This window comes from Paracoccus pantotrophus, from assembly GCF_008824185.1.
In the GTDB taxonomy this organism is placed as follows: Bacteria; Pseudomonadota; Alphaproteobacteria; order Rhodobacterales; family Rhodobacteraceae; genus Paracoccus; species Paracoccus pantotrophus.
This window is the reverse complement of record NZ_CP044426.1, coordinates 1,727,344-1,747,848: the sequence shown is the minus strand read 5'-3', so window position 1 is coordinate 1,747,848 and position 20,505 is coordinate 1,727,344. Positions and strand designations below refer to the sequence as shown.

At 68.7% G+C, this 20,505-nt stretch carries 22 protein-coding genes, 1 tRNA gene and 1 riboswitch; of the genes, 18 read left to right on the top strand and 5 right to left on the bottom strand.

Translation table 11 applies throughout. The features are described from left to right. Positions 1–4 precede the first annotated feature (4 nt). On the bottom strand, positions 5–1,063 hold the full coding sequence (locus tag ESD82_RS19150; protein WP_024843518.1) for a quinoprotein relay system zinc metallohydrolase 2: 1,059 nt from the start codon (positions 1,061–1,063) through the stop codon (positions 5–7). Between the two features lie 139 nt (positions 1,064–1,202). On the opposite strand from ESD82_RS19150, the gene pqqA reads away from it, so the two are divergent. The 6 genes from pqqA to ESD82_RS19120 all read left to right on the top strand — a co-directional run bounded on the left by pqqA (position 1,203) and on the right by ESD82_RS19120 (position 5,248). Then, positions 1,203–1,295: a pyrroloquinoline quinone precursor peptide PqqA gene (gene pqqA / locus ESD82_RS19145; protein WP_024843519.1), complete on the top strand. Its 93-nt coding sequence runs from the start codon at positions 1,203–1,205 to the stop codon at positions 1,293–1,295. Between the two features lie 66 nt (positions 1,296–1,361). Further along, positions 1,362–2,252: a pyrroloquinoline quinone biosynthesis protein PqqB gene (gene pqqB, locus ESD82_RS19140; protein ID WP_024843520.1), complete on the top strand. Its 891-nt coding sequence runs from the start codon at positions 1,362–1,364 to the stop codon at positions 2,250–2,252. Beyond that, the gene (gene pqqC, locus ESD82_RS19135; RefSeq protein ID WP_147427603.1) at positions 2,249–3,043 is read left to right on the top strand and encodes a pyrroloquinoline-quinone synthase PqqC; all 795 of its coding nucleotides are present in this window, start codon (positions 2,249–2,251) and stop codon (positions 3,041–3,043) included. Before pqqB ends, pqqC begins: the two co-directional genes overlap by 4 nt. Then, complete coding sequence (gene pqqD, locus ESD82_RS19130) at positions 3,040–3,348, top strand: pyrroloquinoline quinone biosynthesis peptide chaperone PqqD (RefSeq protein WP_024843522.1); 309 nt, start codon at positions 3,040–3,042, stop codon at positions 3,346–3,348. Before pqqC ends, pqqD begins: the two co-directional genes overlap by 4 nt. Further along, on the top strand, positions 3,345–4,481 hold the full coding sequence (pqqE, locus tag ESD82_RS19125) for a pyrroloquinoline quinone biosynthesis protein PqqE (protein ID WP_024843523.1): 1,137 nt from the start codon (positions 3,345–3,347) through the stop codon (positions 4,479–4,481). The genes pqqD and pqqE overlap by 4 nt, the downstream gene beginning before the upstream one ends. Continuing rightward, complete coding sequence (locus tag ESD82_RS19120) at positions 4,478–5,248, top strand: quinoprotein dehydrogenase-associated SoxYZ-like carrier (RefSeq protein ID WP_024843524.1); 771 nt, start codon at positions 4,478–4,480, stop codon at positions 5,246–5,248. The genes pqqE and ESD82_RS19120 overlap by 4 nt, the downstream gene beginning before the upstream one ends. Here ESD82_RS19120 and ESD82_RS19115 read toward each other — a convergent pair. The 3 genes from ESD82_RS19115 to ESD82_RS19105 form a co-directional block, all read right to left on the bottom strand. After that, the gene (locus ESD82_RS19115) at positions 5,236–5,826 is read right to left on the bottom strand and encodes an ATP-binding cassette domain-containing protein (protein WP_147427604.1); all 591 of its coding nucleotides are present in this window, start codon (positions 5,824–5,826) and stop codon (positions 5,236–5,238) included. The genes ESD82_RS19120 and ESD82_RS19115 overlap by 13 nt on opposite strands. After that, a complete protein-coding gene (locus ESD82_RS19110) occupies positions 5,816–6,529 on the bottom strand; it encodes an ABC transporter permease (protein ID WP_374327897.1) in 714 nt (237 codons plus the stop codon). The genes ESD82_RS19115 and ESD82_RS19110 overlap by 11 nt, the downstream gene beginning before the upstream one ends. A 76-nt stretch (positions 6,530–6,605) precedes the next feature. Then, positions 6,606–7,589 (bottom strand): ABC transporter substrate-binding protein, encoded by a 984-nt coding sequence (locus ESD82_RS19105; protein WP_147427606.1) that lies wholly within the window; start codon positions 7,587–7,589, stop codon positions 6,606–6,608. A 189-nt stretch (positions 7,590–7,778) separates the two neighbouring features. On the opposite strand from ESD82_RS19105, the gene ESD82_RS19100 reads away from it, so the two are divergent. The 10 genes from ESD82_RS19100 to ESD82_RS19055 all read left to right on the top strand — a co-directional run bounded on the left by ESD82_RS19100 (position 7,779) and on the right by ESD82_RS19055 (position 17,790). Beyond that, a complete protein-coding gene (locus ESD82_RS19100) occupies positions 7,779–8,489 on the top strand; it encodes a response regulator transcription factor (protein WP_024843528.1) in 711 nt (236 codons plus the stop codon). After that, entirely contained in the window at positions 8,486–9,667 is a 1,182-nt protein-coding gene (locus ESD82_RS19095) for an FIST N-terminal domain-containing protein (RefSeq protein ID WP_147427607.1), read from the top strand. Before ESD82_RS19100 ends, ESD82_RS19095 begins: the two co-directional genes overlap by 4 nt. A gap of 3 nt (positions 9,668–9,670) precedes the next feature. Then, a complete protein-coding gene (locus ESD82_RS19090) occupies positions 9,671–10,996 on the top strand; it encodes an ATP-binding response regulator (protein ID WP_024843530.1) in 1,326 nt (441 codons plus the stop codon). 84 nt (positions 10,997–11,080) lie between these two features. Then, positions 11,081–11,695 (top strand): hypothetical protein, encoded by a 615-nt coding sequence (locus tag ESD82_RS19085; RefSeq protein ID WP_147427608.1) that lies wholly within the window; start codon positions 11,081–11,083, stop codon positions 11,693–11,695. After that, a complete protein-coding gene (locus tag ESD82_RS19080) occupies positions 11,692–12,030 on the top strand; it encodes a hypothetical protein (RefSeq protein WP_024843532.1) in 339 nt (112 codons plus the stop codon). The genes ESD82_RS19085 and ESD82_RS19080 overlap by 4 nt, the downstream gene beginning before the upstream one ends. Before the next feature lie 58 nt (positions 12,031–12,088). Continuing rightward, complete coding sequence (locus tag ESD82_RS19075; protein WP_024843533.1) at positions 12,089–12,871, top strand: SDR family oxidoreductase; 783 nt, start codon at positions 12,089–12,091, stop codon at positions 12,869–12,871. Between the two features lie 54 nt (positions 12,872–12,925). Continuing rightward, a riboswitch (glycine riboswitch) is annotated at positions 12,926–13,015 on the top strand. A gap of 132 nt (positions 13,016–13,147) precedes the next feature. Next, positions 13,148–14,260 (top strand): glycine cleavage system aminomethyltransferase GcvT, encoded by a 1,113-nt coding sequence (gene gcvT, locus ESD82_RS19070; protein ID WP_147427609.1) that lies wholly within the window; start codon positions 13,148–13,150, stop codon positions 14,258–14,260. Between the two features lie 10 nt (positions 14,261–14,270). Further along, complete coding sequence (gene gcvH, locus ESD82_RS19065) at positions 14,271–14,627, top strand: glycine cleavage system protein GcvH (protein ID WP_081750479.1); 357 nt, start codon at positions 14,271–14,273, stop codon at positions 14,625–14,627. A gap of 152 nt (positions 14,628–14,779) precedes the next feature. After that, positions 14,780–17,608, top strand: a complete 2,829-nt coding sequence (gcvP, locus tag ESD82_RS19060) for an aminomethyl-transferring glycine dehydrogenase (protein ID WP_147427610.1) — start codon at positions 14,780–14,782, stop codon at positions 17,606–17,608. 106 nt (positions 17,609–17,714) lie between these two features. Next, positions 17,715–17,790, top strand: a tRNA-Ala gene (locus tag ESD82_RS19055). A gap of 208 nt (positions 17,791–17,998) precedes the next feature. On the opposite strand, the gene ESD82_RS19050 is transcribed toward ESD82_RS19055, so the two are convergent. Next, positions 17,999–18,739 (bottom strand): hypothetical protein, encoded by a 741-nt coding sequence (locus ESD82_RS19050; protein WP_147427611.1) that lies wholly within the window; start codon positions 18,737–18,739, stop codon positions 17,999–18,001. 336 nt (positions 18,740–19,075) lie between these two features. Between ESD82_RS19050 and ESD82_RS19045 the strand changes: the two genes are divergently transcribed. Beyond that, on the top strand, positions 19,076–19,753 hold the full coding sequence (locus ESD82_RS19045; RefSeq protein ID WP_147428271.1) for a vWA domain-containing protein: 678 nt from the start codon (positions 19,076–19,078) through the stop codon (positions 19,751–19,753). 5 nt (positions 19,754–19,758) lie between these two features. After that, positions 19,759–20,505 carry a PP2C family serine/threonine-protein phosphatase gene (locus ESD82_RS19040; RefSeq protein ID WP_147427612.1) on the top strand — a complete coding sequence of 249 codons (747 nt, stop codon included), beginning with the start codon at positions 19,759–19,761 and terminating at the stop codon, positions 20,503–20,505.

The window sequence follows — 20,505 nt, the reverse complement described above, 5'->3', positions numbered from 1 at the left end:
CAATCTATTCCCATTCCAGCTCGGCATAGGCCGCGGCGGCGTTGCGCGCCGTGGTGTCGCGGAAATCGGCCCAGCCTTCCGAGACGGGCTGCATCGCCGCGACGATGGCCGGGATCGCCTGCGACAGCGGCAGGCCGGCGCCGATCGCCTTGCGCGTGGCGTCGCGCAGCGCGGTCAGATATTGCCGCACGGGTGCCACCGCCTCGTCCCAGCTTTCCGCGACCGGGCCATGGCCGGGCACGATCAGCGCCGGCTCGGGGTCGGGCGGCGCGGCGATCCAGTCGAGCCAGCCCGCCAGCGAGCCGTCGAGCGAGGGCGTCAGGCCAATAAACACCAGATCGCCGGTGAACAGCGTGGCGGTTTTCTCGTCCAGCACGGTCATGTCGGTGCCGGTATGGGCGGCCGGCACCGGCGTCAGCCGCAGCTGCCGGTCGCCCAGCGACAGCACCTGCGGCGCCGCGACGGCCTGGTCGATGCCGACGATCCTGGTGCCGGCAAAGGCGGCATCGCCGATCTGGCGCGGGGTCGAGACCATCCAGCTTTCCGCGCGCCGCGCCACTGCCTCGGGCAGGCGGGCATCGGCGACGATGCTGGCGCCGGCCTCGGAGAACACCTCGGCGCCCAGGATGTGGTCGGGGTGCATATGGGTCAGGACCAGGTGGCTGACCGGCTTGTCGGTCGCTTGCCGGATCGCGGCGTAAAGCGCCTCGCCCTCGGCGCGGCTGCCGCCGGCGTCGATCACCGCCACCGTCTCGGCGCCGATGACAAAGGACAGGTTGGCGATCCGCCCGCGATTCTGCCTTGAGATCTGCGCCATGGCGCCCTGGTGCACATGGATGCCCGCCGCCACCTCCTGCACGCTCAGGGCCGGCAGTTCGGCGGTCTCGACGCAGCGCGGCCTGCCGCCGGTCAGTTCGGGATGCCGCGCCAGCCAGTCGCGGGCGATGGGGGCGGCGCGCGCCTCGCAATCCTCGCGCGTGGGCGCGTCGCCGGCAGGCAGCAGGCGGGGCTGGCAGGTGGCGGGCTGGGCCGCCAGGCAGGCGGCAAGGACCAGATGGAACATCCGCTTTCCTTTCGCGGCGCAAGGCTAACACAAGCCCGCGACCCGTGCCATCTACGACCTTTGGCGTGTTGACTGGCGGCCCGGTCGGCTTAGCATCGACAGAAGCCGCATCCCGCGGTTGTCTTGAGAAGGAGGACTCATGGCCTGGACCAAACCCGCGCCGAAGGAAATTGCCTGCGGCATGGAAATCAACATGTATGCCCCGGCCGAGGACGAGCCGGTCCTGTTCTAGCCCGCCGGCGATATTCCCCGGCCCGGTCCCCGGCTGACGGGGGCCGGGCCTGCCGGAGCCTTTCCCATGCGCATCGTGATTCTCGGCAGCGGCGCCGGCGGTGGCGTTCCGCAGTGGAACTGTGGCTGCCGCAATTGCGAAGCCGCGCGCGACGGACGCATTCCCGCCATGAGCCAAAGCGGGATTGCCGTTTCCGCGAATGGTCGGGATTGGGCGCTGGTCAACGCCTCGCCCGACCTGCGCCAGCAGCTTGCCGCGACGCCGGCGCTGCGGCCGGCTGGGCTGCGCGGTTCTCCGATCCGCTCGGTGCTGGTGACGAATGGCGATATCGACCATGTCGCGGGCCTGTTGACCCTGCGCGAAGGGCAGGGGTTTCACCTGTTCGCCACGCCCGCGATCCATGCCGTGCTGGCCGCCAACCCGATGCTGGCGGCGCTGGATCCGCGGCTGGTCGCCCGGCACGAGGTGGCGCTGGAGCAGGGCTTCGAGCTGGCGCCGGGCCTGACCGCCACGCTGTTCGCCGTGCCGGGCAAGGTGCCGCTCTACATGGAGGGCGAGCGGGTCGAGACCGAGCTGATGGGCGAGCAGACCGTGGGGGTTGAGCTGGCCGCCAATTGCCGGCGGGTCTTCTATATCCCCGGCTGTGCCTCGGTCCCGGACTGGCTGCGCGGGCGGATCGCCGGGGCGGATGCGCTGCTGTTCGACGGCACGCTGTGGACGGATGACGAGATGCTGCGTGCGGGTTTGGGCGCCAAGACCGGGCGGCGCATGGGCCATGTGCCGGTCTCCGGTCCCGGCGGCAGCCTGGAGGCGCTGCGCGAGCTGGAGCTGGGTGCCCGCATCTATGTGCATTTGAACAATTCGAACCCGCTGGTCGATCCGGCCAGCCCCGAGCGTGCGCAGGCGCAGGCGGCGGGCTGGCAGGTCGGCCATGACGGAATGGAGATCGCGCCATGAAACTTGCCGACCACCGCGCCCAGACCCGCGCCGAGTTCCACGAGCGCCTGAAGCGCATCGGCGCCGAGCGTTACCACGACCGCCACCCGTTCCACAAACGCCTGCATGGCGGGGAATGCACGCCCGACGAGGTGCGGGCCTGGGTCGTCAACCGCTGGCAGTACCAGTCGCGCATCCCGATGAAGGACGCGGCCTTCCTGTCGCGGGTCGAGGATCCGCAGCTGCGCCGCATCTGGCGCCACCGCATCGAGGATCACGACGGCGGCATCGATCAGGGCGGCGGCATCCGGCGCTGGCTGGCGCTGGCCCGCGCCGTCGGCCTCGACCCCGATTATGTCGCCAGCGGCGTGGGGGTGATGCCGGCGACGCGCTTTGCCGTCGATGCCTATGTCCGCTTCGTGCGCGAGATGCCGCTGCTCGATGCCGTGGCCGCCAGCCTGACCGAGATGTTCGCGCCCAAGATCCATGCCGAGCGCATCGAGGGGTTGCTGAAGCATTACGATTTCGCCGACGACGCCAGCCTCGCTTATTTCCGCAACCGGCTGACCGAGGCACCGAAGGATGTCGAGTTCGGGCTGAACTACGTGCTGGACCATGCCGATACGCTGGAAAAGCAGGATGCGGCGGCGGCGGCGCTGGTCTTCAAGACCGACGTGCTTTGGGCGCAGCTCGACGCGCTGTGGCACGGCTATGTCCAGGGCAACATCCCCCCCGGCGCCTGGCGTCCGGGCGAGGGGCTGCTGGACGCGGCGATCCCCGAGCCGGCCCCCGAGGCCGCGGGGGCCTCATGACCGCGGATCGCATCAGCGGGGCCGCGGTGCCCTATCTGCCGCGGGGCGTGCGGCTGCATGACGACCGCGTGCGCGGCATCCGCGTGCTGCTGGCGCCCGAGCGGGTGATCCAGCTCGATCCGGTGGGCCATGCCATCCTGTCCGAGCTGGACGGCAAGCGCAGCCTGGCCGAGGTGATCGCGACGCTCTGCGCCCGCTACGACGCGCCGCCCGAGCAGATCGAGGGCGATGTGCAGGACTTCCTGCGCGACCTGGCGGACCGGCGCATGGTGTTTCTGGACGGCGAAGCGGGAGGGCCGGCATGAGAGACGATCCCGCCCCCCGCGATATCGACGGCAACCCGGTCCGCGTCGGCCTGCCCATGGCCATGCTGGCGGAACTGACGCATCGCTGCCCGCTGGCCTGTCCCTATTGCTCGAACCCGGTCGAGCTGACCCGCGCCAGCGCCGAGCTGAAGGCGGCGGAATGGGCCGGGGTGTTCCGCCAGGCCGCCGATCTGGGCGTGTTGCAGGTGCATCTGTCGGGCGGCGAGCCCGCCTCGCGCCGCGACCTGGCCGAGATCGCCGCCGCGGCCCGCGATGCCGGGCTTTACGTCAACCTGATCACCTCGGGCATCGGGCTGACCGAGGCGCGGCTGCGCGAACTGGACGGCGCGGTCGATCACATCCAGCTGTCCCTGCAAGGCATCGATGCCGAGATGGCCGACTGGATCAGCGGCTATGGCGGCAGCTTCGCCCGCAAGATGCAGGTTGCGGAATGGGTCCGCGCCATCGGCTTTCCGCTGACGCTGAACGCGGTGGTGCATCGCCAGAACCTCGACCGCCTGCCCGAGATGATCGACCTTGCCGAGCGGTTCGGCTGCCGGCGCATCGAGGTCGCGACCGTGCAGTTCCACGGCTGGGCCGACCTGAACCGCCGGCCGCTGATGCCTACGCAGGCGCAGGCGAACCGCGCGCGCGAGGTGGTGGACGAGGCGCGCCGGCGCCTGCAGGGCCGCATGGTCATCGACTATGTGCCCGCCGACCATCTGGCGGCATTCCCGAAAAGCTGCATGGGCGGCTGGGGCTCGACCGGGCTGAACGTGGCGCCGGACGGCACCGTGCTGCCCTGCCACGCCGCCCAGACCATCAAAACCCTGGTGTTCGAGAACGTGCGCGAGGTGCCCCTGGCGCGGATCTGGCACGACGGCGCCGCCTTCAACGCCTTTCGCGGCACCGGCTGGATGCCCGAGCCCTGCGCCTCTTGCGAGCGGCGTGAGATCGATTTCGGCGGCTGCCGCTGCCAGGCCATGGCGCTGGCGGGCGATGCGCGGGCCACCGATCCGGTCTGTTCGCGCTCGGCCCTGCATGCCCGGCTGCGCGCCGCGGCCGAGGCCGAGGCGGCGAGCGATTCGACCGTGCTGGTCTATCGCCGCATGACAAGGGAGAAACGGGGATGAGGCTGGCTTGCCTGCTTGCCGCGATGATGCTGGCGCCGGGGGCGCTCGCGGGCGAGGTCGCCAATCCCCTGCAGCCCTCTGCCCTGTGGGAGGACATGCGGCTTGCCGTGATCGGTACCGATGAGGAGCCGCCGGTCGATCCGGCGATCTTCGACCTCGACGCGCCGCCGCGGGCCGACAATCCGGCGCTGGTGCCGGTGCGCATCACCCAGCCGCCCGGCGCGCCGGCGATCCGGTCGCTGGCGCTGGTGGTGGACGGCAATCCCGCCCCGGTCGCGGCCGAGTTCACCTTTGGCGCGGCGCTGATGCCGCTGGATTTCGAGGTGCGGGTGCGGGTGGACAATTATTCCGACCTGCGCGCCATCGCCACGCTGGAGGATGGGCGCAAGGTCATGGCCGGGCGCTTCGTCAAGGCTTCGGGCGGCTGCGCGGCGCCGGCGGGCAAGAGCATGGACGAGGTGCGCGCCACCATGGGCGAGATGCGTTTCCGCCAGTCCGAAGGGGACGGGCGCCGGATCGGCACGCTGATGATCCGGCACCCGAATTTCTCGGGCCTGCAACGCGACCAGGTGACGCTGCTGACCATCCCGGCCGAGTTCATCCAGACGCTGGAGGTGAAGCAGGGCGAGGCGCCGCTGTTCACCATGGAGGCCGGGATCTCGATCTCCGAAGACCCGGTGTTCCGCTTTGCCCATGCGCCAGGTCAGGGGCCGGTGACGGTCCATGCCGAGGATACCGAGGGCCGGGCCTGGGATCAGTCCTTCTGAAGCCGCGCCGGATCGCCGCCCAGGTGCAGGGCGCGGGCCTTCAGCGCCAGGGCCTCGGCCGGGTCATGCGTGACCAGCACCAGCCCGGCGCCGCTGCGGGTCAGCAGCGCATCGGTCAAGGCCAGCATCCGCGCCGCCGTATCGGCATCCAGCGAGGCGAAGGGCTCGTCCATCAGCAGGATGTCCGGCCCGGCGGCGAAGGCGCGGGCCAGCGCCAGCCGCCGCTGCTGGCCCAGCGAAAGCTGGCGCGGGAATTTCGTCTCATGCCCGGCCAGCCCGACCTGCGCCAGCCAGTCCCGCGCCGTGGCCGCGCCGCAGCCGGTCGGGATGGTGATATTCGCCACCGCGTCGCGCCAGGGCAGCAGCACCGGCTCCTGGAACACCACGGCCAGATGGTCGGCGCCTTCCAGCCGGCCGCGATAATCCGTGTCCAGCCCGGCCAGGATGCGCAGCAGTGTCGATTTGCCGATGCCCGAGGGGCCGAGGATCGCCAGCCGCTCGCCCCGCGCCACCGACAGCGCCAGCCGGCCCAGCACCTGCCGCGGGCCGAAGGACTTGGCGTCCAGATCAAGCCGCATCCTGCCTCCAGCGGTTGGCGCGGCTCTCCCATGGCCGCAGCAGGAGGAGGTCGATGGCCAGCATGACGGCGACGAAGGCCAGCGCCCAGGCCAGCACCCCGGTCACGTCGAAGCTGGAGAACAGCAGGTGGATCTTGAAGCCGACGCCGTTCGAGCGGCCCAGGAACTCGACCACCAGCACGATTTTCCAGATCAGCGAGATCCCGGCCCGCGCCGAGGCGGCGACATGCGGCGCCAACTGCGGCAGCACCACATGGCGCAGCCGCGCCCAGGGCCGCATGCGAAAGGCGCGGGCCATGTCGTCGAGGTCGGGGCGCAGCGCGCGGGTGCCCTCGCGGATCATCACCGTGACCACCGGGATCTTGTTCAGCGCCACGGCCAGGATGGCGGCGGTCTCGTTCAGCCCGATCCAGATATAGCACAGCACGATGACGACCAGCGCCGGCACGTTCAGCAGGATGATGAGGCCGGGGTTGAGCCATTGGTCGGCCCCGCGGCTGCGGCCCATCCACAGCCCCAGCGCCATGCCCGCCGCCATGGCCAGCGCAAAGCTGGCGACCACGCGGAACAGGGTCATGCCGGCGTTGAACCACAGCTCCCCGGTCGCGGCCAGCCGGCCGATGCGCGCCGCCACGTCCCAGGGCGCCGGCAGGGTCTGCGGCCGGTCGGTCAGCTGCGAGGCCAGGGTCCAGACCAGCAGCATGGCCAGGATCGACAGCACCCCCGGCACGAGACCGGGGCGCAGCGCAGGAGATCTGGGCGGTCCGGCCAAGGCAGGGCTACTCCGGCCACCAGAACAGGCCTTCGGGCAGGGTGGCAAGCCCGCCGGTCAGTTCCTCGCCGCCAAGCTCGGCCATGGTGGCGAACATCTTCTGCGCGTTCGCGGCATCGACTGGGCCGGGCGCGGGGATGCCGGCGCGCCAGCCGGCCTTCAGCGCCTCGAACTCGGCATCGTCGGCGGCTTCCATGATTGGGCGCAGCGCGTCCCAGGCGGCATCGTCCCGGGCCAGCAGATCCTTGGCGGCGCGGGAGGCGCGCGCCAGCCCCGCTGCCAGCGCCGGGTTGGCCGCGATCCAGTCGTCGCGCAGCACATAGCCCAGAAGCGGCGTCGAGGGGTCCAGCCCCAGGTCGCCCGCCGCCGTCTCGACCGACATGATCTCGCGCATGCCTTGCGCCTGCATCCTGGCCTGGAAATGCCAGAAGTTGATCGCGGCATCGACCTCGCCGGTCTCGGCCGCGTTCAGGATCATCGGCGGCGCGCCGAAGACCTGCTGCGTCACCTCGGCCAGGTCCGCGCCCAGCTTTTCGCGCGACCAGGCACGCAGGATCAGCCAGCTCTTGTCCACCGGACCGCCGGCGATGCCGATCTTCTTGCCATGCAGGTCGGCCAGGGTCTGCACGGGACTGTCCGCCGGCACCATCACGCCCCCCACGGCGGTCGAATAGGGCAGGAAGCGAAAGCCGGTGCCGCGCGCCCGCTGCTGGGCCACCCACAACCAGTCCGAGACGATGGTATCGACCTCGGCCCCCTGCATGGCGACCTGGGTGGCGGGATTGCCGGCCAGGATCATCGGCACCAGCCGAAAGCCGTTCGCGATGTCGAGCCCGCCCCTGCGGATCGTCTCGATCTCCCAGGCGACGGTGCCGTTTTCCAGCGTGCCGACGCGGATCGCGGGGGCCTGGTCCTGGGCGAAGGCGGGCCGCGCCAGCCCGGCCAAGGCGGCGGCCCCCGCCAGCAAGGCGATTCTGCGGCTGAACGGCATGGTGATTTCCCCCTTGGCCCCGGTCAAATTGCCATGGGCCCCTGCTTCGGCCAATACAACCGAAGTCGTAGCCCGAAACCGGCCTTGCCGTCCAACGGGCTTGCGCCAGCGGGTGGCGGTCTTAAGATGGATGCGTAAAGGTCGGCGGCCAAGGCCCCGACCCACTATCGTTTCTTGGGGAGGAGAACGATGGCCTCAGCCGAAATGCAGTCGCAGGACCGCGCCGCATCGCCAAGGCTTTCCGCAGAGCGTGTCCGCGAGATCCTGATCGTGGACGACCATCCGCTGATGTGCGACGCGCTGGCCCTGACGCTGAAGATCAGCTTCGGGCTCAGGAACGTGCGCACTGCCCGCAGCCTTGCCGCCGCGCTGGAACAGATCCGCAACCAGGGCGCGCCCGACGCGGTGATCCTGGACCTGAACCTGCCCGATGCCAGGGGTGCCGAGGGGCTGGTGACGCTGCGCCGCCAGATCCCGGACGTGCCGATCACCATGATCTCGGCCGACCTGGAAAACGCCATGATCTCGGCCGCGATGGCGGCCGGGGCGCAGGGCTATATCAGCAAGTCGCTGGGCCGCGAGGCGCTGGTGGACAGCCTGCGCCGCATGTGGGAGGGCGAGCGGGTGACGCCCGACAGCTACCAGCCCGACCATGCCGGCGAGGAGGACGCGGCCCGCGCCGAACTGGCCCGCCGCTTCGCCACGCTGACGCCGCAGCAGATGAAGATCCTGCGGCTGATCTGCCAGGGCAAGGCGAACAAGGAAATCAGCTACGAGCTGTCCATCGCCGAGGCGACGGTCAAGACCCATATCACCGCGATCATGTCCAAGATCAACGCCCGGCGCCGCACCCAGGCGGTGCTGCTGGCCAACAGCGTCAGGCTGTTCGAACCGGCATGAGCGCGGCCTCGCCCGAACCCTGGCCGGGCGCACGGTCCGGGGCGCAGCCGGCCGTGCCGCCGCCCGCGCCCATCGCCGTCTCGGTGCCTGCCACCGGCGCGGATACCGCCCGGCGCATCGCCGCGGCCATGGCGCCCCTGCGCCCGGCGCTGGTCCTGCTGTTCGGCATGCCGGCCGAGGGGCTGCCCGCCCTGGGCGCCGCGCTGCGCGAGCTGCTGGGCGAGGGCTGCCGGGTCGTCGGCTGCTCCTCGGTCGGCGAGATCGGCCCCGCCGGCTATTGCGCGCGGACGGTGACGGCGCTGGGCTTTCCCTCGGCCAGCTTCCGGGTCGGGGTCTGCGTGCTGCGCGACCAGGCGCTGGTGCCGGTGTCGGAATGGATGGCGACGCTGCGCCGCTTTCACGCCGATTTCCGCCCCGACCTGCGGCGCTCCAGCTTCGGCGTGCTGCTGGCCGATGCGCTGGCCCGGCAGGAGGACGTGCTGACCGCGACGCTGGATGCGGCGATCCCCGGCCTGCCCATCGTCGGCGGCTCCAGCGCCGAGGGCATGCGCTTCGAGCCGACCTGCCAGATGGTCGACGGTACCGCGCATCCCGGCGCGGCGCTGTTTTTGCTGGTCGAGACCGATCTGGCGGCGGCCGAGGTCTCGTTCTCGCATTTCAGCCCGACCGACCGCCGCGCCGTGGTGACGGCCGCCGACCGCCACAACCGCGTCATCACGGAGCTGAACGGCGAGCCGGCGGCCCAGGAATATGCCCGGCTGGCCGGCATCCCGGTCGAGGCGCTGACGCCCACGGAATTCGCCCGCCATCCCCTGCTGCTGCGCACCGGGCGGCGCCATCACGTCCGCGCCATCCGCGCCATCACCCCCGAGGGCGGCTTGCAGCTTCTTTCCGGGATCGAGGCAGGCAACATCCTGACGCTGGGCCGGGCGATGGACATGACGCGCGGCTTTGCCGAGGCGCTGGACGCGCTGCCGCGGCCGCCGCTGATGGTGCTGGGCTTCGACTGCGTGCTGCGGCGGCTGGCGCTGGAACGCGCCGGCATGGACGGGCAGATGTCGGAACTGCTGGCGCGCTATCGCGTCGCCGGCTTCAACACCTATGGCGAGCAGCACAGCGGCATGCATGTGAACCAGACCTTTGTCGGCATGGCGCTGATGCCGCCCGAACCGGGCTGAGCCATGTTCCTGCGCGACGACGATCCTCCCGCCCGGCGGGTCGAAAAGCTGACGCGCATCGCCGATGTGCTGGTCGAGCGCATCGACCGGCTGGAGGAAAGCCGCGGCTCGGCCTGGTCCATGTTCCAGGCCGCCGTGGCGCTGGAGCAGGAGGTGCAGGTCCGCACCCGCGAGCTGGAACAGGCGCTGGCCGACCTGTCGGAGCGCAACCGCGAACTGGCCGTCGCCCGCGCCTCGGCCGAGGAGGCCAACCGCTCCAAGACCCGTTTCCTGCGCGCGGCAAGCCATGACCTGTTGCAGCCGCTGTCCGCCGCCAAGCTGTTTCTCTCGGCGCTGAAGGACACGCAGCTGGACGAGTTCCAGCGCGAACTGACCGGCCGCCTGACCGGCGCCTTCGAATCGGTCGAGGAGCTGATGCACGCGGTGCTGGACATCTCGCGGCTGGACAGCCAGCGTATCGAGTTCCAGCGCAAGCCGGTCGATCTGGGCGATCTGTTTCGCCGCCTTGCCGTCGAATATGCGCCGATGGCCGAGGCCAAGGAACTGCGGCTCAGCTTTGCGCCGACAACGGTGGTGGTGGAAAGCGATCCGACCTTTCTGCGGCGCATCGCGCAGAACCTGGTTTCGAACGCGATCAAGTATACCGACCGCGGCGGCGTGCTGGTCGGCGTGCGCAAGCGCGGCGAGCGCGCCTGGCTGGAGATCTACGACACCGGCATCGGCATCGCCGCCGCCGACCGCGCCCGCATCTTCGACGAATTCCAGCGCATCGGGCGCGACGGCGGGGTGCCGGGCATGGGGCTGGGCCTGTCCATCGTGCGCCGCGCCTGCGCCAAGCTGGGCCATCCCATCGCCATGGACAGCGAGCCGGGGCGCGGCACCGTGTTTCGCGTCAGCCTGCCGCTGGTGGCGCCGGGATGCGAGGCCGCGCGGCCCGAGGGCGCCGGCCAGGGCCCGCATCTGCGCGGCCGGGTGGCGCTGGTGGTCGAGAATGACGACGCCATGCGCCGCGCCCTGCAACTGGTGCTGCAGGACCGGCTGGGCATGGTGGCCCGCGTCTCGGGCGGCATTGCCGAGGCGCTGGCGCAGATGGGCGACGAGCCGCCGGACGTGGTGATCGCCGATTATAACCTCGACAACGGCGATACCGGCCTGCAGGCCATCGCCGCCCTGCGCAAGGCGGCGGGGCAGGCGGTGCCGGCCATCGTGGTCTCGGCCCGACGGGGGCCGGAACTGGGCAGCGCCTGCCAGAAGATGGGCGTGCCGGTGCTGGAAAAGCCCGTGCGCCCCGAGGATCTGCAAGCCATGCTGCAGCGGATGCTGGCCTAAGACCAAAGCAGCAGGCAGCCGGCGGCGGGCTTTCGCCGCGGCCCGGACGGGGGCAGGGTCGCAGACAGGGAGGAAAGGACCGGGATGAAAGTCTTGCAAGCCCTGGCGCTGATCGGATTGCTGGCCGGCCCGCTTGCGGCGAGCGAGGCGGGCGACCTGGTCTTTGCCGAGCGCGGCCCCTGGGATCTGTCGCAGGGACCGCTGGTCTGGACGCTGCGCCAGACCGGGCCCGAGGCCGAGGGCTTTGCGCCCGCGGGCGCGGGCACCGTGACACTGGCCGCCGTCCCCGACGCCGCGGACGGCCAGCCGGCGCTGGAACTGACCGAGCAGACGGCGCGCATCACCCGCAGGATCGGCCCCTTCCCGGTCTCGGGCGGCGATCCGGCGCTGATCTTCTTTCTGGAAACCACCGCGCGGGACATGGCGGCGCTGACCGGCGGCAGCCCGTTCTATATCCGCAACCGGCTGAAGGACGCGCTGTTCCGCGGCGGCGAGGTCCGGCGCGAGGGCGGGGCGACCGTCGCCGTCTTCGCGCCTTTCGCACAGGACGAGAACCGCGGGCGCATGGCCGGCTTCGACACGCTGGAGCTGCGCTTTACCCTGGGCGATCCGAAGCGGCCGATCCGGCGCATGCAGGCCGGGACCGGCCCGCTGGCCGGCGGACGGCCGGCCTATCACAGCGAGATGGTGTTGAAATGATGCGGGCAACCCTGACGGCAGCCCTGACGCTTTCGGCCGGCATGGCCGGGGCGCAGGCGATAAACGACTATCCGACCAATGCGCGGGCCGATTATGTCTTCGTCTGCATGGCGACGAACGGCCAGACCCGCGAGATGCTGGAGCGGTGCAGCTGCGCCATCGACCAGATCGCCGAGATCCTGCCCTATGAAGACTACGTCAAGGCCGAGACGGTGCTGGCCATGCGCCAGACGCCGGGCGAGCGCGCCGGCATCTTTCGCCAGGGCATCGCCGTCAACGACATCGTCGCCAATTTCCGCCGCGCCGAGGCCGAGGCCGAGATCCTCTGCTTCTGAACTGGACAATCCGCGCGCCCCGCGCTTCCTTGGCGGCAAGCTGAACAGGAGGGAAGCCATGGATCTGGGGATCAGGGGCAAGCGGGGCCTTGTCTGCGCCGCGTCGAAGGGGCTGGGCCGGGCCTGCGCCGAGGCCCTGGCCGAGGCCGGGGTCGATCTGGTCGTCAACGCCCGCGGCGCCGAGACGCTGGAGGCCGCCGCGCAGGAGATCGCGGCGCGGCACGGCGTTTCGGTCACGCCGGTCGCCGCCGACATCACCACCGAGGCGGGCCGCGCCGCCGTGCTGGAGGCCCTGGGCGGGCAGGCCGACATCCTGGTCAACAATGCCGGCGGCCCGCCGCCCGGCAGCTGGACCGACTGGTCGCGCGATGATTTCATCAAGGCCATCGACGCCAACATGCTGACCGCCATCGCGCTGATGCAGGCGCTGGTGCCCGGCATGATGGAGCGCGGCTGGGGCCGGGTGGTCAATATCACCTCGCAATCGGTGCGCTCGCCCATCGCGGTGCTGGGCCTGTCGAACACCGCCCGCGCCGGGCTGACCGGCTTTGTTGCCGGCATGTCGCGGCAGGTGGCGCCGCATGGCGTGGTGGTGAACAACCTGCTGCCGGGCATCCATGCCACCGACCGCGCCGTGAGCCTCGATTCGGGCGTGGCCAGGGCCGAGGGCATCGACCTGGACGAGGCCCGGCGCCGGCGCGAGGCGACAATTCCGACCCGCAGCTATGGCCGGCCCGAGGATTTCGGCGCCGCCTGCGCCTTCCTGTGCAGCCAGCAGGCGCGGTTCATGGTCGGGCAGAACATCCTGCTGGACGGGGGCGCGCTGAACGTCACGGTCTGAAAAACCGGGCGACAGAAGGCTCTTGCCAGAATCCTGCCGCCCGGATACGACGAAGGTCGGAAATCGGGAGACATTGGCGAAATGCCAGGGCCGAAGGAGCAACCGCCCCGGGAATCTCTCAGGCAAAGGGACCGTTTTCCAATGTACGCTCTGGAGAGAGGCGGCAGATGCCGCCCGCCGAAGGGATAACGATCTCAGGCGCCCCCGTTTCGGGGTAGGGACAGAGGGGGCATCTAACCGGGCGGGATCGGTCCGTCCGCAAGACAGGGGATGCCCATGGCCGAGCTTCGGCGCACGATGCTATACGACCTGCACCTTTCGCGCGGCGCGAAGATGGTGCCCTTTGCCGGCTGGGAAATGCCGGTGCAATATCCGATGGGCGTGCTGAACGAGCACCTGCATACCCGCGCCCATGCCGGCCTGTTCGACGTCAGCCACATGGGCCAGGTGATCCTGCGCGGCCCCGGCGTGGCCGAGGCGCTGGAGAGGCTGGTGCCCGCCGATATCACCGGGCTGGCCGAGGGCCGGCAGCGTTACGGCCTGTTCACCAATGACGCGGGCGGCATCCTCGACGACCTGATGATCGCCAACAAGGGCGACCACCTGCTGCTGGTGGTGAACGCCGCTTGCGCCGAGCAGGACATCGCCCATCTGCGCCGGCTGGAAGCCGCCGGCATCTCGGTCGAGCCGGTGACGGATCGCGGGCTGCTGGCGCTGCAGGGGCCCGAGGCCGAGGCGGTGCTGGCGCGGCTGGTGCCCGGCGTGGCGGCGATGCGCTTCATGGACGTGGCCGAGTTCGACTGGCATGGCGCCACGCTCTGGGTCAGCCGTTCGGGCTATACCGGCGAGGACGGGTTCGAGATTTCCGTGCCCGGAGATCGCACGGTCGCCTTCGCCGAGGCGCTGCTGGCCGAGCCCGAGGTGGCGCCCATCGGGCTGGGCGCCCGCGACAGCCTGCGGCTGGAGGCCGGGATGCCGCTTTACGGCCATGACATGGATGCCTCGACCCTGCCGGGCGAGGCCGGGCTGGGCTGGTCGATCCCCAAGGTCCGCCGTGCGGGCGGCGCGCGCGCGGGCGGTTTCCCGGGCGCCGAGGCGATCCTGAAGGAACTGGCCGAAGGCCCCGCCCGCGGCCGCATGGGCCTGCGCCCCGAGGGTCGTGCGCCCATCCGCGAGGGGGTCGAGATCTTCGACGTGGCCGAGGGCGGCGCGGCGGTCGGCACGGTCTGCTCGGGCGGTTTCGGCCCCTCGGTCGGCGGGCCGATCGCCATGGCGATCCTGCCCGCCGGGCTTGTCCCCGGCGCGACCCTTTGGGCCGAGTTGCGCGGCAAGCGCATTCCGGTGACGATTACTCCGCTTCCTTTCCACAAACCGAGCTACAAGCGCTGAGAGGCCAGGCATGCTGAAATATACCGAAGACCACGAATGGCTGAAACAGGACGGCGACGAGATCGTCGTCGGCATCACGGCGCATGCCAGCGAGCAGCTGGGCGACGTCGTCTTCGTCGAATTGCCCGAGGTCGGCCGCGAGGTCGAGGCGGGCGAGGAGATCGTGGTGATCGAATCGGTCAAGGCGGCCTCGGACATCGTGGCCCCGGTCGCCGGCGTCATCACCGCCGTCAACGAGGCGCTGCCCGATGCGCCCGGCGCGGTGAACGAGGATCCGATGGCGGCCTGGTTCTTTCGCATCAAGCCGGCCTCGGTCGACCTGTCCGGCTTCCTGGACGAGGCGGGCTACCAGGCGCTGATCGGCTGAAGCTGCCGGGCCTTGCGGCCCGGCGGAAGCCGGGGGCGCTTCGCCCCCCGGACCCCCGAGGGTATTTGGAAAACGGAGAAAGGCGGGGCGTTCCCGGCCCGTACGATCCCGAAGGCAATGCTTGTGAACATTCTGACGCATCGAGGCCAGTGATGGGTAAATGGACCCCGACCGACTATAATCCCGACGATTTCGCCAATCGCCGTCACATCGGGCCTTCTCCGGCCGAGATGGCGGCGATGCTGAAGGTCGTGGGCGCCGAGACGCTGGAGGAGCTGATCGGCCAGACCGTGCCGGCGAGCATCCGGCAGGCCGAGGCCCTGGACTGGCCGGCGCTGTCCGAGGCGGCGCTGCTTCAGCGCATGCGCGAGGTGGCGGCGAAGAACAAGGTGATGACCAGCCTGATCGGGCAGGGCTATTACGGCACCGTGACCCCGCCGGCGATCCAGCGCAATATCCTGGAGAACCCGGCCTGGTATACCGCCTATACCCCCTACCAGCCCGAGATCGCCCAGGGCCGGCTGGAGGCGCTGCTGAACTTCCAGACCATGGTCGCGGACCTGACCGGGCTGCCGGTGGCCAATGCCAGCCTGCTGGACGAGGCGACCGCCGCTGCCGAGGCCATGGCCATGGCGCAGCGTGCGGCGAAGTCCAAGGCCCGCGCCTTCTTCGTCAGCGAGAACCTGCATCCGCAGACCGTTGCCGTGATCGAGACCCGCGCCGCGCCCCTGGGCATCGAGATCATCCGCGGTAGCAGCTGCGACCCCTCGCAGGTCTTCGGCGCCATCTTCCAGTATCCGGGCACCTTCGGCGAGGTCCGGGACTATACCGCCGAGATCGCCGCGCTGCATGCGGCGGGCGCGGTGGCGATCATGGCCACCGACCTTTTGGCGCTTTGCGTGCTGAAGGAGCCGGGGGCGATGGGAGCGGACATCGCCGTGGGCTCGGCCCAGCGGTTCGGCGTGCCGATGGGGTATGGCGGGCCGCATGCCGGCTTCATGGCCTGCCGCGACGAGATGAAGCGCGCCATGCCCGGCCGCATCGTCGGCGTGTCCATCGATGCCAAGGGCAACCGTGCCTATCGCCTGTCGCTGCAGACCCGCGAGCAGCATATCCGGCGCGAGAAGGCGACCTCGAATGTCTGCACCGCCCAGGCGCTGCTGGCGGTGATGGCCAGCTTCTACGCCGTGTTCCACGGCCCGGTGGGCCTGCGCGCCATTGCCCAGCGGGTGCATCTGAACGCGGTGACGCTGGCCGATGCCCTGCGCGCCGCCGGGGCCGAGGTCCAGCCCGAGGCATTCTTCGACACCATCACCGTGCGGGTGGGCGTGGGGCAGGCGGGGATCCTGGCCGCCGCCCGGCATCGCGGCATCAACCTGCGCCAGGTCGGGCGCGACCGGGTCGGGATCTCGGTCGACGAGACCACGGATGCGGGCGTGATCGCGCGGGTGCTGGACGCTTTCGGCATCAGCGATCCGGCCGCGCCGGCCCAGGCGCCGGCGATCCCCGAGGCGCTGATCCGCGAAAGCGACTACCTGACCCACCCGGTCTTTCACATGAACCGGGCGGAATCCGAGATGATGCGCTATATGCGCCGCCTGTCGGACCGCGACCTGGCGCTGGACCGGGCGATGATCCCGCTGGGCAGCTGCACCATGAAGCTGAACGCGGCGGCCGAGATGATGCCGATCACCTGGCCCGAGTTCGGCGCGCTGCATCCCTTTGCGCCCGAGGACCAGGCCGCCGGCTATCACGAGGTCTTTGCCGACCTGACCGAGAAGCTGTGCCAGATCACCGGCTATGACGCGTTCTCGCTGCAGCCGAACAGCGGCGCGCAGGGGGAATATGCCGGCCTGCTGACCATCGCCGCCTATCACAAGGCGCGCGGCGAGGATCGCGATATCTGCCTGATCCCGGTTTCCGCGCATGGCACCAACCCGGCCAGCGCGCAGATGGCGGGGATGAAGGTCGTGGTGGTGAAATCGGCCCCGAACGGCGATATCGACCTGGAGGATTTCGCCGACAAGGCCGCGAAGGCCGGCAACCGGCTGGCGGCGGTGATGATCACCTATCCCTCGACCCATGGCGTCTTCGAGGACACCCTGCGCGAGGTCTGCCGCATCACCCATGAGCATGGCGGCCAAGTCTATATCGACGGCGCCAACATGAATGCGCTGGTCGGCCTGGTGAAGCCCGGAGAGATCGGCGGCGATGTCAGCCACCTGAACCTGCACAAGACCTTTGCCATCCCGCATGGCGGCGGCGGTCCCGGCATGGGGCCGATCGGGGTCAAGGCGCATCTGGCGCCCTTCCTGCCCGCCGACCCGCGGACGGGGTCGGGCGCGGTCTCGGCGGCGCCCTGGGGCTCGGCCTCGATCCTGCTGATCTCCTGGGCCTATATCCTGATGATGGGCGGCGCGGGGCTGACCCAGGCGACGCGGGTCGCGATCCTGAACGCGAACTATGTTGCCAGCCGTCTGGCCGGCGCCTATCCGGTGCTGTTCATGGGCAATCGCGGCCGGGTGGCGCATGAATGCATCCTGGACATGCGGCCTTTCCAAGAGCATGGCGTGACCGTGGACGACATCGCCAAGCGGCTGATCGACAACGGTTTCCACGCGCCGACGATGAGCTGGCCGGTCGCCGGCACGCTGATGGTCGAGCCGACCGAATCGGAGACCAAGGCCGAGATCGACCGTCTGATCACCGCCTTCCTGGCCATCCGCGACGAGATCACCGAGATCGCCGAGGGCCGGATCGGCGCCGAGGCTAGCCCGCTGCGCCACGCGCCGCATACGGTCGAGGATCTGGTCGCCGACTGGGACCGCGCCTATTCGCGCGAGCAGGGCTGCTTCCCGCCGGGCGCCTTCCGGGTGGACAAATACTGGCCTCCGGTCGGGCGGGTGGACAATGCCTATGGCGATCGCAACCTGGTATGCACCTGCCCGCCGGTTGCGGATTATGCCGAGGCGGCCGAGTGATGCACCTGCCCCGCCCTGTTCGGGCGGGGGTCTTTGCGGGGGCTTGCGAAAAGCCGCGAAAGCGGCCTTGACAAGCCCCGGCGCTTGGGCGAGATAGCACGCCGATGGGGCCGTAGCTCAGTTGGTAGAGCGCATCGTTCGCAATGATGAGGCCAGGGGTTCGATTCCCCTCGGCTCCACCAGAAAATCCGCATAAGATAATGTTTTCGCGGAATTTTCCGAGAGACCTCTCGTCTTGTCCCCACACCTGTCCCATCATCACGGCAAGGCTGGTCACGTTTCTGGTCTTCGTTGGGGCTGCAAGGGTCTCCTCCCCAGATCGGGTATCCTGCTTTACAGGAACTGCGCATGTCGGAAGTCTGGAACTGCGCGTGTCGAAAGTTGGCACTCTCACCTCGGTGCAACGGGTTGCAAATATCGCTCTCCCCAATGGCGATACCAGTCAGCGTGGGAGGCGGTGGAACTGGGCGTGTCGAAAGTTTTCAGCACGCCCTTTGGGTCGATGTAGCTGCGGATGATTCGCTTGGGCAGTTCATGCCATGCGATGTTGAACGCGCAGAGGCGCGGATAGAAGCACATCTCGGAATAGGGCAGGTGGTCATGTATCCACCATGCCAGCGCCCGCCAGTCCTCGCCCGCCGCGTAGCGATCAGCGAACCATGGGATGACGATGCAGGCCGTGGCCCCGAATGCGCCGTTGGGCAGTTCATGCCATGCGATGTTGAACGCGCAGAGGCGCGGATAGAAGCACATCTCGGAATAGGGCAGGTGGTCATGTATCCACCATGCCAGCGCCCGCCAGTCCTCGCCCGCCGCGTAGCGATCAGCGAACCATGGGATGACGATGCAGGCCGTGGCCCCGAATGCGCCGTTTTCGTCCCGGACGTCCCAGATGTGTCGTGCGAAGTTCCGCCAGTTGCTGGCGCATCCGTAGCCCTTCCGGTGCCCGAGGTCATTGATAGTAGCGGATCGGTAGGCCGAGCGGATGGCAATGCGCCCGAAGGTGTCCTGAAGCGGTTCCAACAGGTCTTCGCAGAGGTGCTTCCCGGCACGGATGGCGAGTTCGGGATCAGATGGCAGGTTGGGAATTCCCTCGAACTGGCTGATCTCGCTGTGCAGGAAGTCGCGCATGTAGAAGCTCTTGGAAAGGCGGACCCTGCCGAAATTCTCGATGTCGCGGAGGGAGCGGAAGGTGTGTGAAGGCATGTGGAAGTGTGTTATGATTTGAATATAAAGGATTTTATAACGTCCTCCGCTCCTTGTCTGGTTTTTCTGCCATTGTGTACGAACCCTCTGCCCAGCCAATGGCGACAGGTTGCGCGGGTCGGCAATTTACTCTGCAAAAAACGGCTCCGTGATCCTGAAACCTGCTGTTACGGCGCTTGAAGAGACTTCATATTCGCCATCGCTATGCTATGGCTATCCCTACAGCACGGGAAAGATCACCTAAAGGAAGCAGGATTGGCGATGACCGACTTTGAGCAGGAACCATTTTTCGACGCACAGCTTGCCGAGAATCCCGAACCGAGATGCCCGGTCCTGTTGCTGCTGGATACGTCTGGCTCCATGAGCGGTGCGCCTATTTCCGAGTTGAACGACGGGCTTGCTACGCTTCGTCAAGAACTTATGGGGGATTCTCTCGCTGCAAAGCGCGTCGAACTGGCGATGGTGACTTTCGGCCCTGTGGAGGTGCGGCACGAGTTTGCCACCGTGGATCAATTCTACCCCGAAACGCTGCAACCGACTGGCGCAACCCCGTTGGGCGAGGCGATTGTCACGGGCTTGGATATGCTGCGCACCCGCAAGGACCATATCCGGGCGAATGGCCTCAAGATTTTCCGGCCTTGGGTTTTCCTGATTACTGACGGCGCACCGACCGATAGTTGGAACGAGGCGAAGCGCCGTGTCCATGACGGGGAAGAACGCAAGGAGTTCATGTTTTATGCCGTGGGTGTGGAGGGTGCTGATATGGGCGTCCTCTCGCAGATTGCCACACGGCAGCCGCTCAAGCTCAAGGGGCTTGCGTTCAAGGAACTGTTCAAATGGCTTTCCAGTTCTCTTAGCGCTGTGTCGCAATCGAACCCCGGGGATCAGGTTGCACTAGCGAACCCGACCGCACCCGACGGTTGGGCGGTCGCAGGTTAATCGGAATGGGGTGGCGTTGGGCGGCCGCGTCCGAGATAGGCACGTCGCACATCCGATCAGGTGACAGGCTGCAAGATGCCTTTACCGTTTCGGCCGTCGGCAAAGGATGCGTGCTCTCCATCGTGTCGGATGGGGCCGGGAGCGCGAAGTTCGGATTCTCCGGCGCATGGCTTACCTGCCGTGTGCTCAAGGTTCGATTCCGGGAATGGTTTTATGAAAGCGCGGCTCTGCCGGATGACGATATGCTGAAAGACTGGATTGACGAGATTCGAGATCGGATTTCGATGGCGGCGGATCGGCGGGAGACTTCGCCCCGGCAGTTCGCAGCGACATTGGCGGCCCTTCTGATTGCACCGACGGAAATTCTTGCTCTGCACATTGGGGATAGCGCGATTGTCGGGCGTTGTGGATCGGATTGGGATGCGGTCTGCTGGCCTGAAAACGGGGAATATGCCTCGACCACGTTCTTCGTCACCGATGATCCCGAGCCCCGTTTGAACATCATCCGGCAAGAGCGGCGGCATGACGCTTTCGCTCTGTTCTCCGATGGTGTTGGCGATCTGGCGCTTTCTGTCATGGACAAACGGGCACACCCCGGGTTCTTCAATCCTATGATGCGCCCCATCGATAGCGCCCTCGCCTCGGGGAAGCTCCCGGAGCTATCCAGAAAGCTGCGGAGCTATCTCGCCGGACCTTCCGTCTGCGAACGAACCGACGATGATAAAACGCTGGTTCTCCTGTCGGGTGCGTGA

Excerpts from the sequence above, each read along its gene's own strand:
- ESD82_RS19150 (WP_024843518.1), bottom strand. The coding sequence starts at position 1,063 with ATGTTCCATCTGGTCCTTGCCGCCTGCCTGGCGGCCCAGCCCGCCACC.
- pqqA (WP_024843519.1), top strand. The coding sequence starts at position 1,203 with ATGGCCTGGACCAAACCCGCGCCGAAGGAAATTGCCTGCGGCATGGAA.
- pqqB (WP_024843520.1), top strand. The coding sequence starts at position 1,362 with ATGCGCATCGTGATTCTCGGCAGCGGCGCCGGCGGTGGCGTTCCGCAG.
- pqqC (WP_147427603.1), top strand. The coding sequence starts at position 2,249 with ATGAAACTTGCCGACCACCGCGCCCAGACCCGCGCCGAGTTCCACGAG.
- pqqD (WP_024843522.1), top strand. The coding sequence starts at position 3,040 with ATGACCGCGGATCGCATCAGCGGGGCCGCGGTGCCCTATCTGCCGCGG.
- pqqE (WP_024843523.1), top strand. The coding sequence starts at position 3,345 with ATGAGAGACGATCCCGCCCCCCGCGATATCGACGGCAACCCGGTCCGC.
- ESD82_RS19120 (WP_024843524.1), top strand. The coding sequence starts at position 4,478 with ATGAGGCTGGCTTGCCTGCTTGCCGCGATGATGCTGGCGCCGGGGGCG.
- ESD82_RS19115 (WP_147427604.1), bottom strand. The coding sequence starts at position 5,826 with ATGCGGCTTGATCTGGACGCCAAGTCCTTCGGCCCGCGGCAGGTGCTG.
- ESD82_RS19110 (WP_374327897.1), bottom strand. The coding sequence starts at position 6,529 with ATGCTGCTGGTCTGGACCCTGGCCTCGCAGCTGACCGACCGGCCGCAG.
- ESD82_RS19105 (WP_147427606.1), bottom strand. The coding sequence starts at position 7,589 with ATGCCGTTCAGCCGCAGAATCGCCTTGCTGGCGGGGGCCGCCGCCTTG.
- ESD82_RS19100 (WP_024843528.1), top strand. The coding sequence starts at position 7,779 with ATGGCCTCAGCCGAAATGCAGTCGCAGGACCGCGCCGCATCGCCAAGG.
- ESD82_RS19095 (WP_147427607.1), top strand. The coding sequence starts at position 8,486 with ATGAGCGCGGCCTCGCCCGAACCCTGGCCGGGCGCACGGTCCGGGGCG.
- ESD82_RS19090 (WP_024843530.1), top strand. The coding sequence starts at position 9,671 with ATGTTCCTGCGCGACGACGATCCTCCCGCCCGGCGGGTCGAAAAGCTG.
- ESD82_RS19085 (WP_147427608.1), top strand. The coding sequence starts at position 11,081 with ATGAAAGTCTTGCAAGCCCTGGCGCTGATCGGATTGCTGGCCGGCCCG.
- ESD82_RS19080 (WP_024843532.1), top strand. The coding sequence starts at position 11,692 with ATGATGCGGGCAACCCTGACGGCAGCCCTGACGCTTTCGGCCGGCATG.
- ESD82_RS19075 (WP_024843533.1), top strand. The coding sequence starts at position 12,089 with ATGGATCTGGGGATCAGGGGCAAGCGGGGCCTTGTCTGCGCCGCGTCG.
- gcvT (WP_147427609.1), top strand. The coding sequence starts at position 13,148 with ATGGCCGAGCTTCGGCGCACGATGCTATACGACCTGCACCTTTCGCGC.
- gcvH (WP_081750479.1), top strand. The coding sequence starts at position 14,271 with ATGCTGAAATATACCGAAGACCACGAATGGCTGAAACAGGACGGCGAC.
- gcvP (WP_147427610.1), top strand. The coding sequence starts at position 14,780 with ATGGGTAAATGGACCCCGACCGACTATAATCCCGACGATTTCGCCAAT.
- ESD82_RS19050 (WP_147427611.1), bottom strand. The coding sequence starts at position 18,739 with ATGCGCGACTTCCTGCACAGCGAGATCAGCCAGTTCGAGGGAATTCCC.
- ESD82_RS19045 (WP_147428271.1), top strand. The coding sequence starts at position 19,076 with ATGACCGACTTTGAGCAGGAACCATTTTTCGACGCACAGCTTGCCGAG.
- ESD82_RS19040 (WP_147427612.1), top strand. The coding sequence starts at position 19,759 with ATGGGGTGGCGTTGGGCGGCCGCGTCCGAGATAGGCACGTCGCACATC.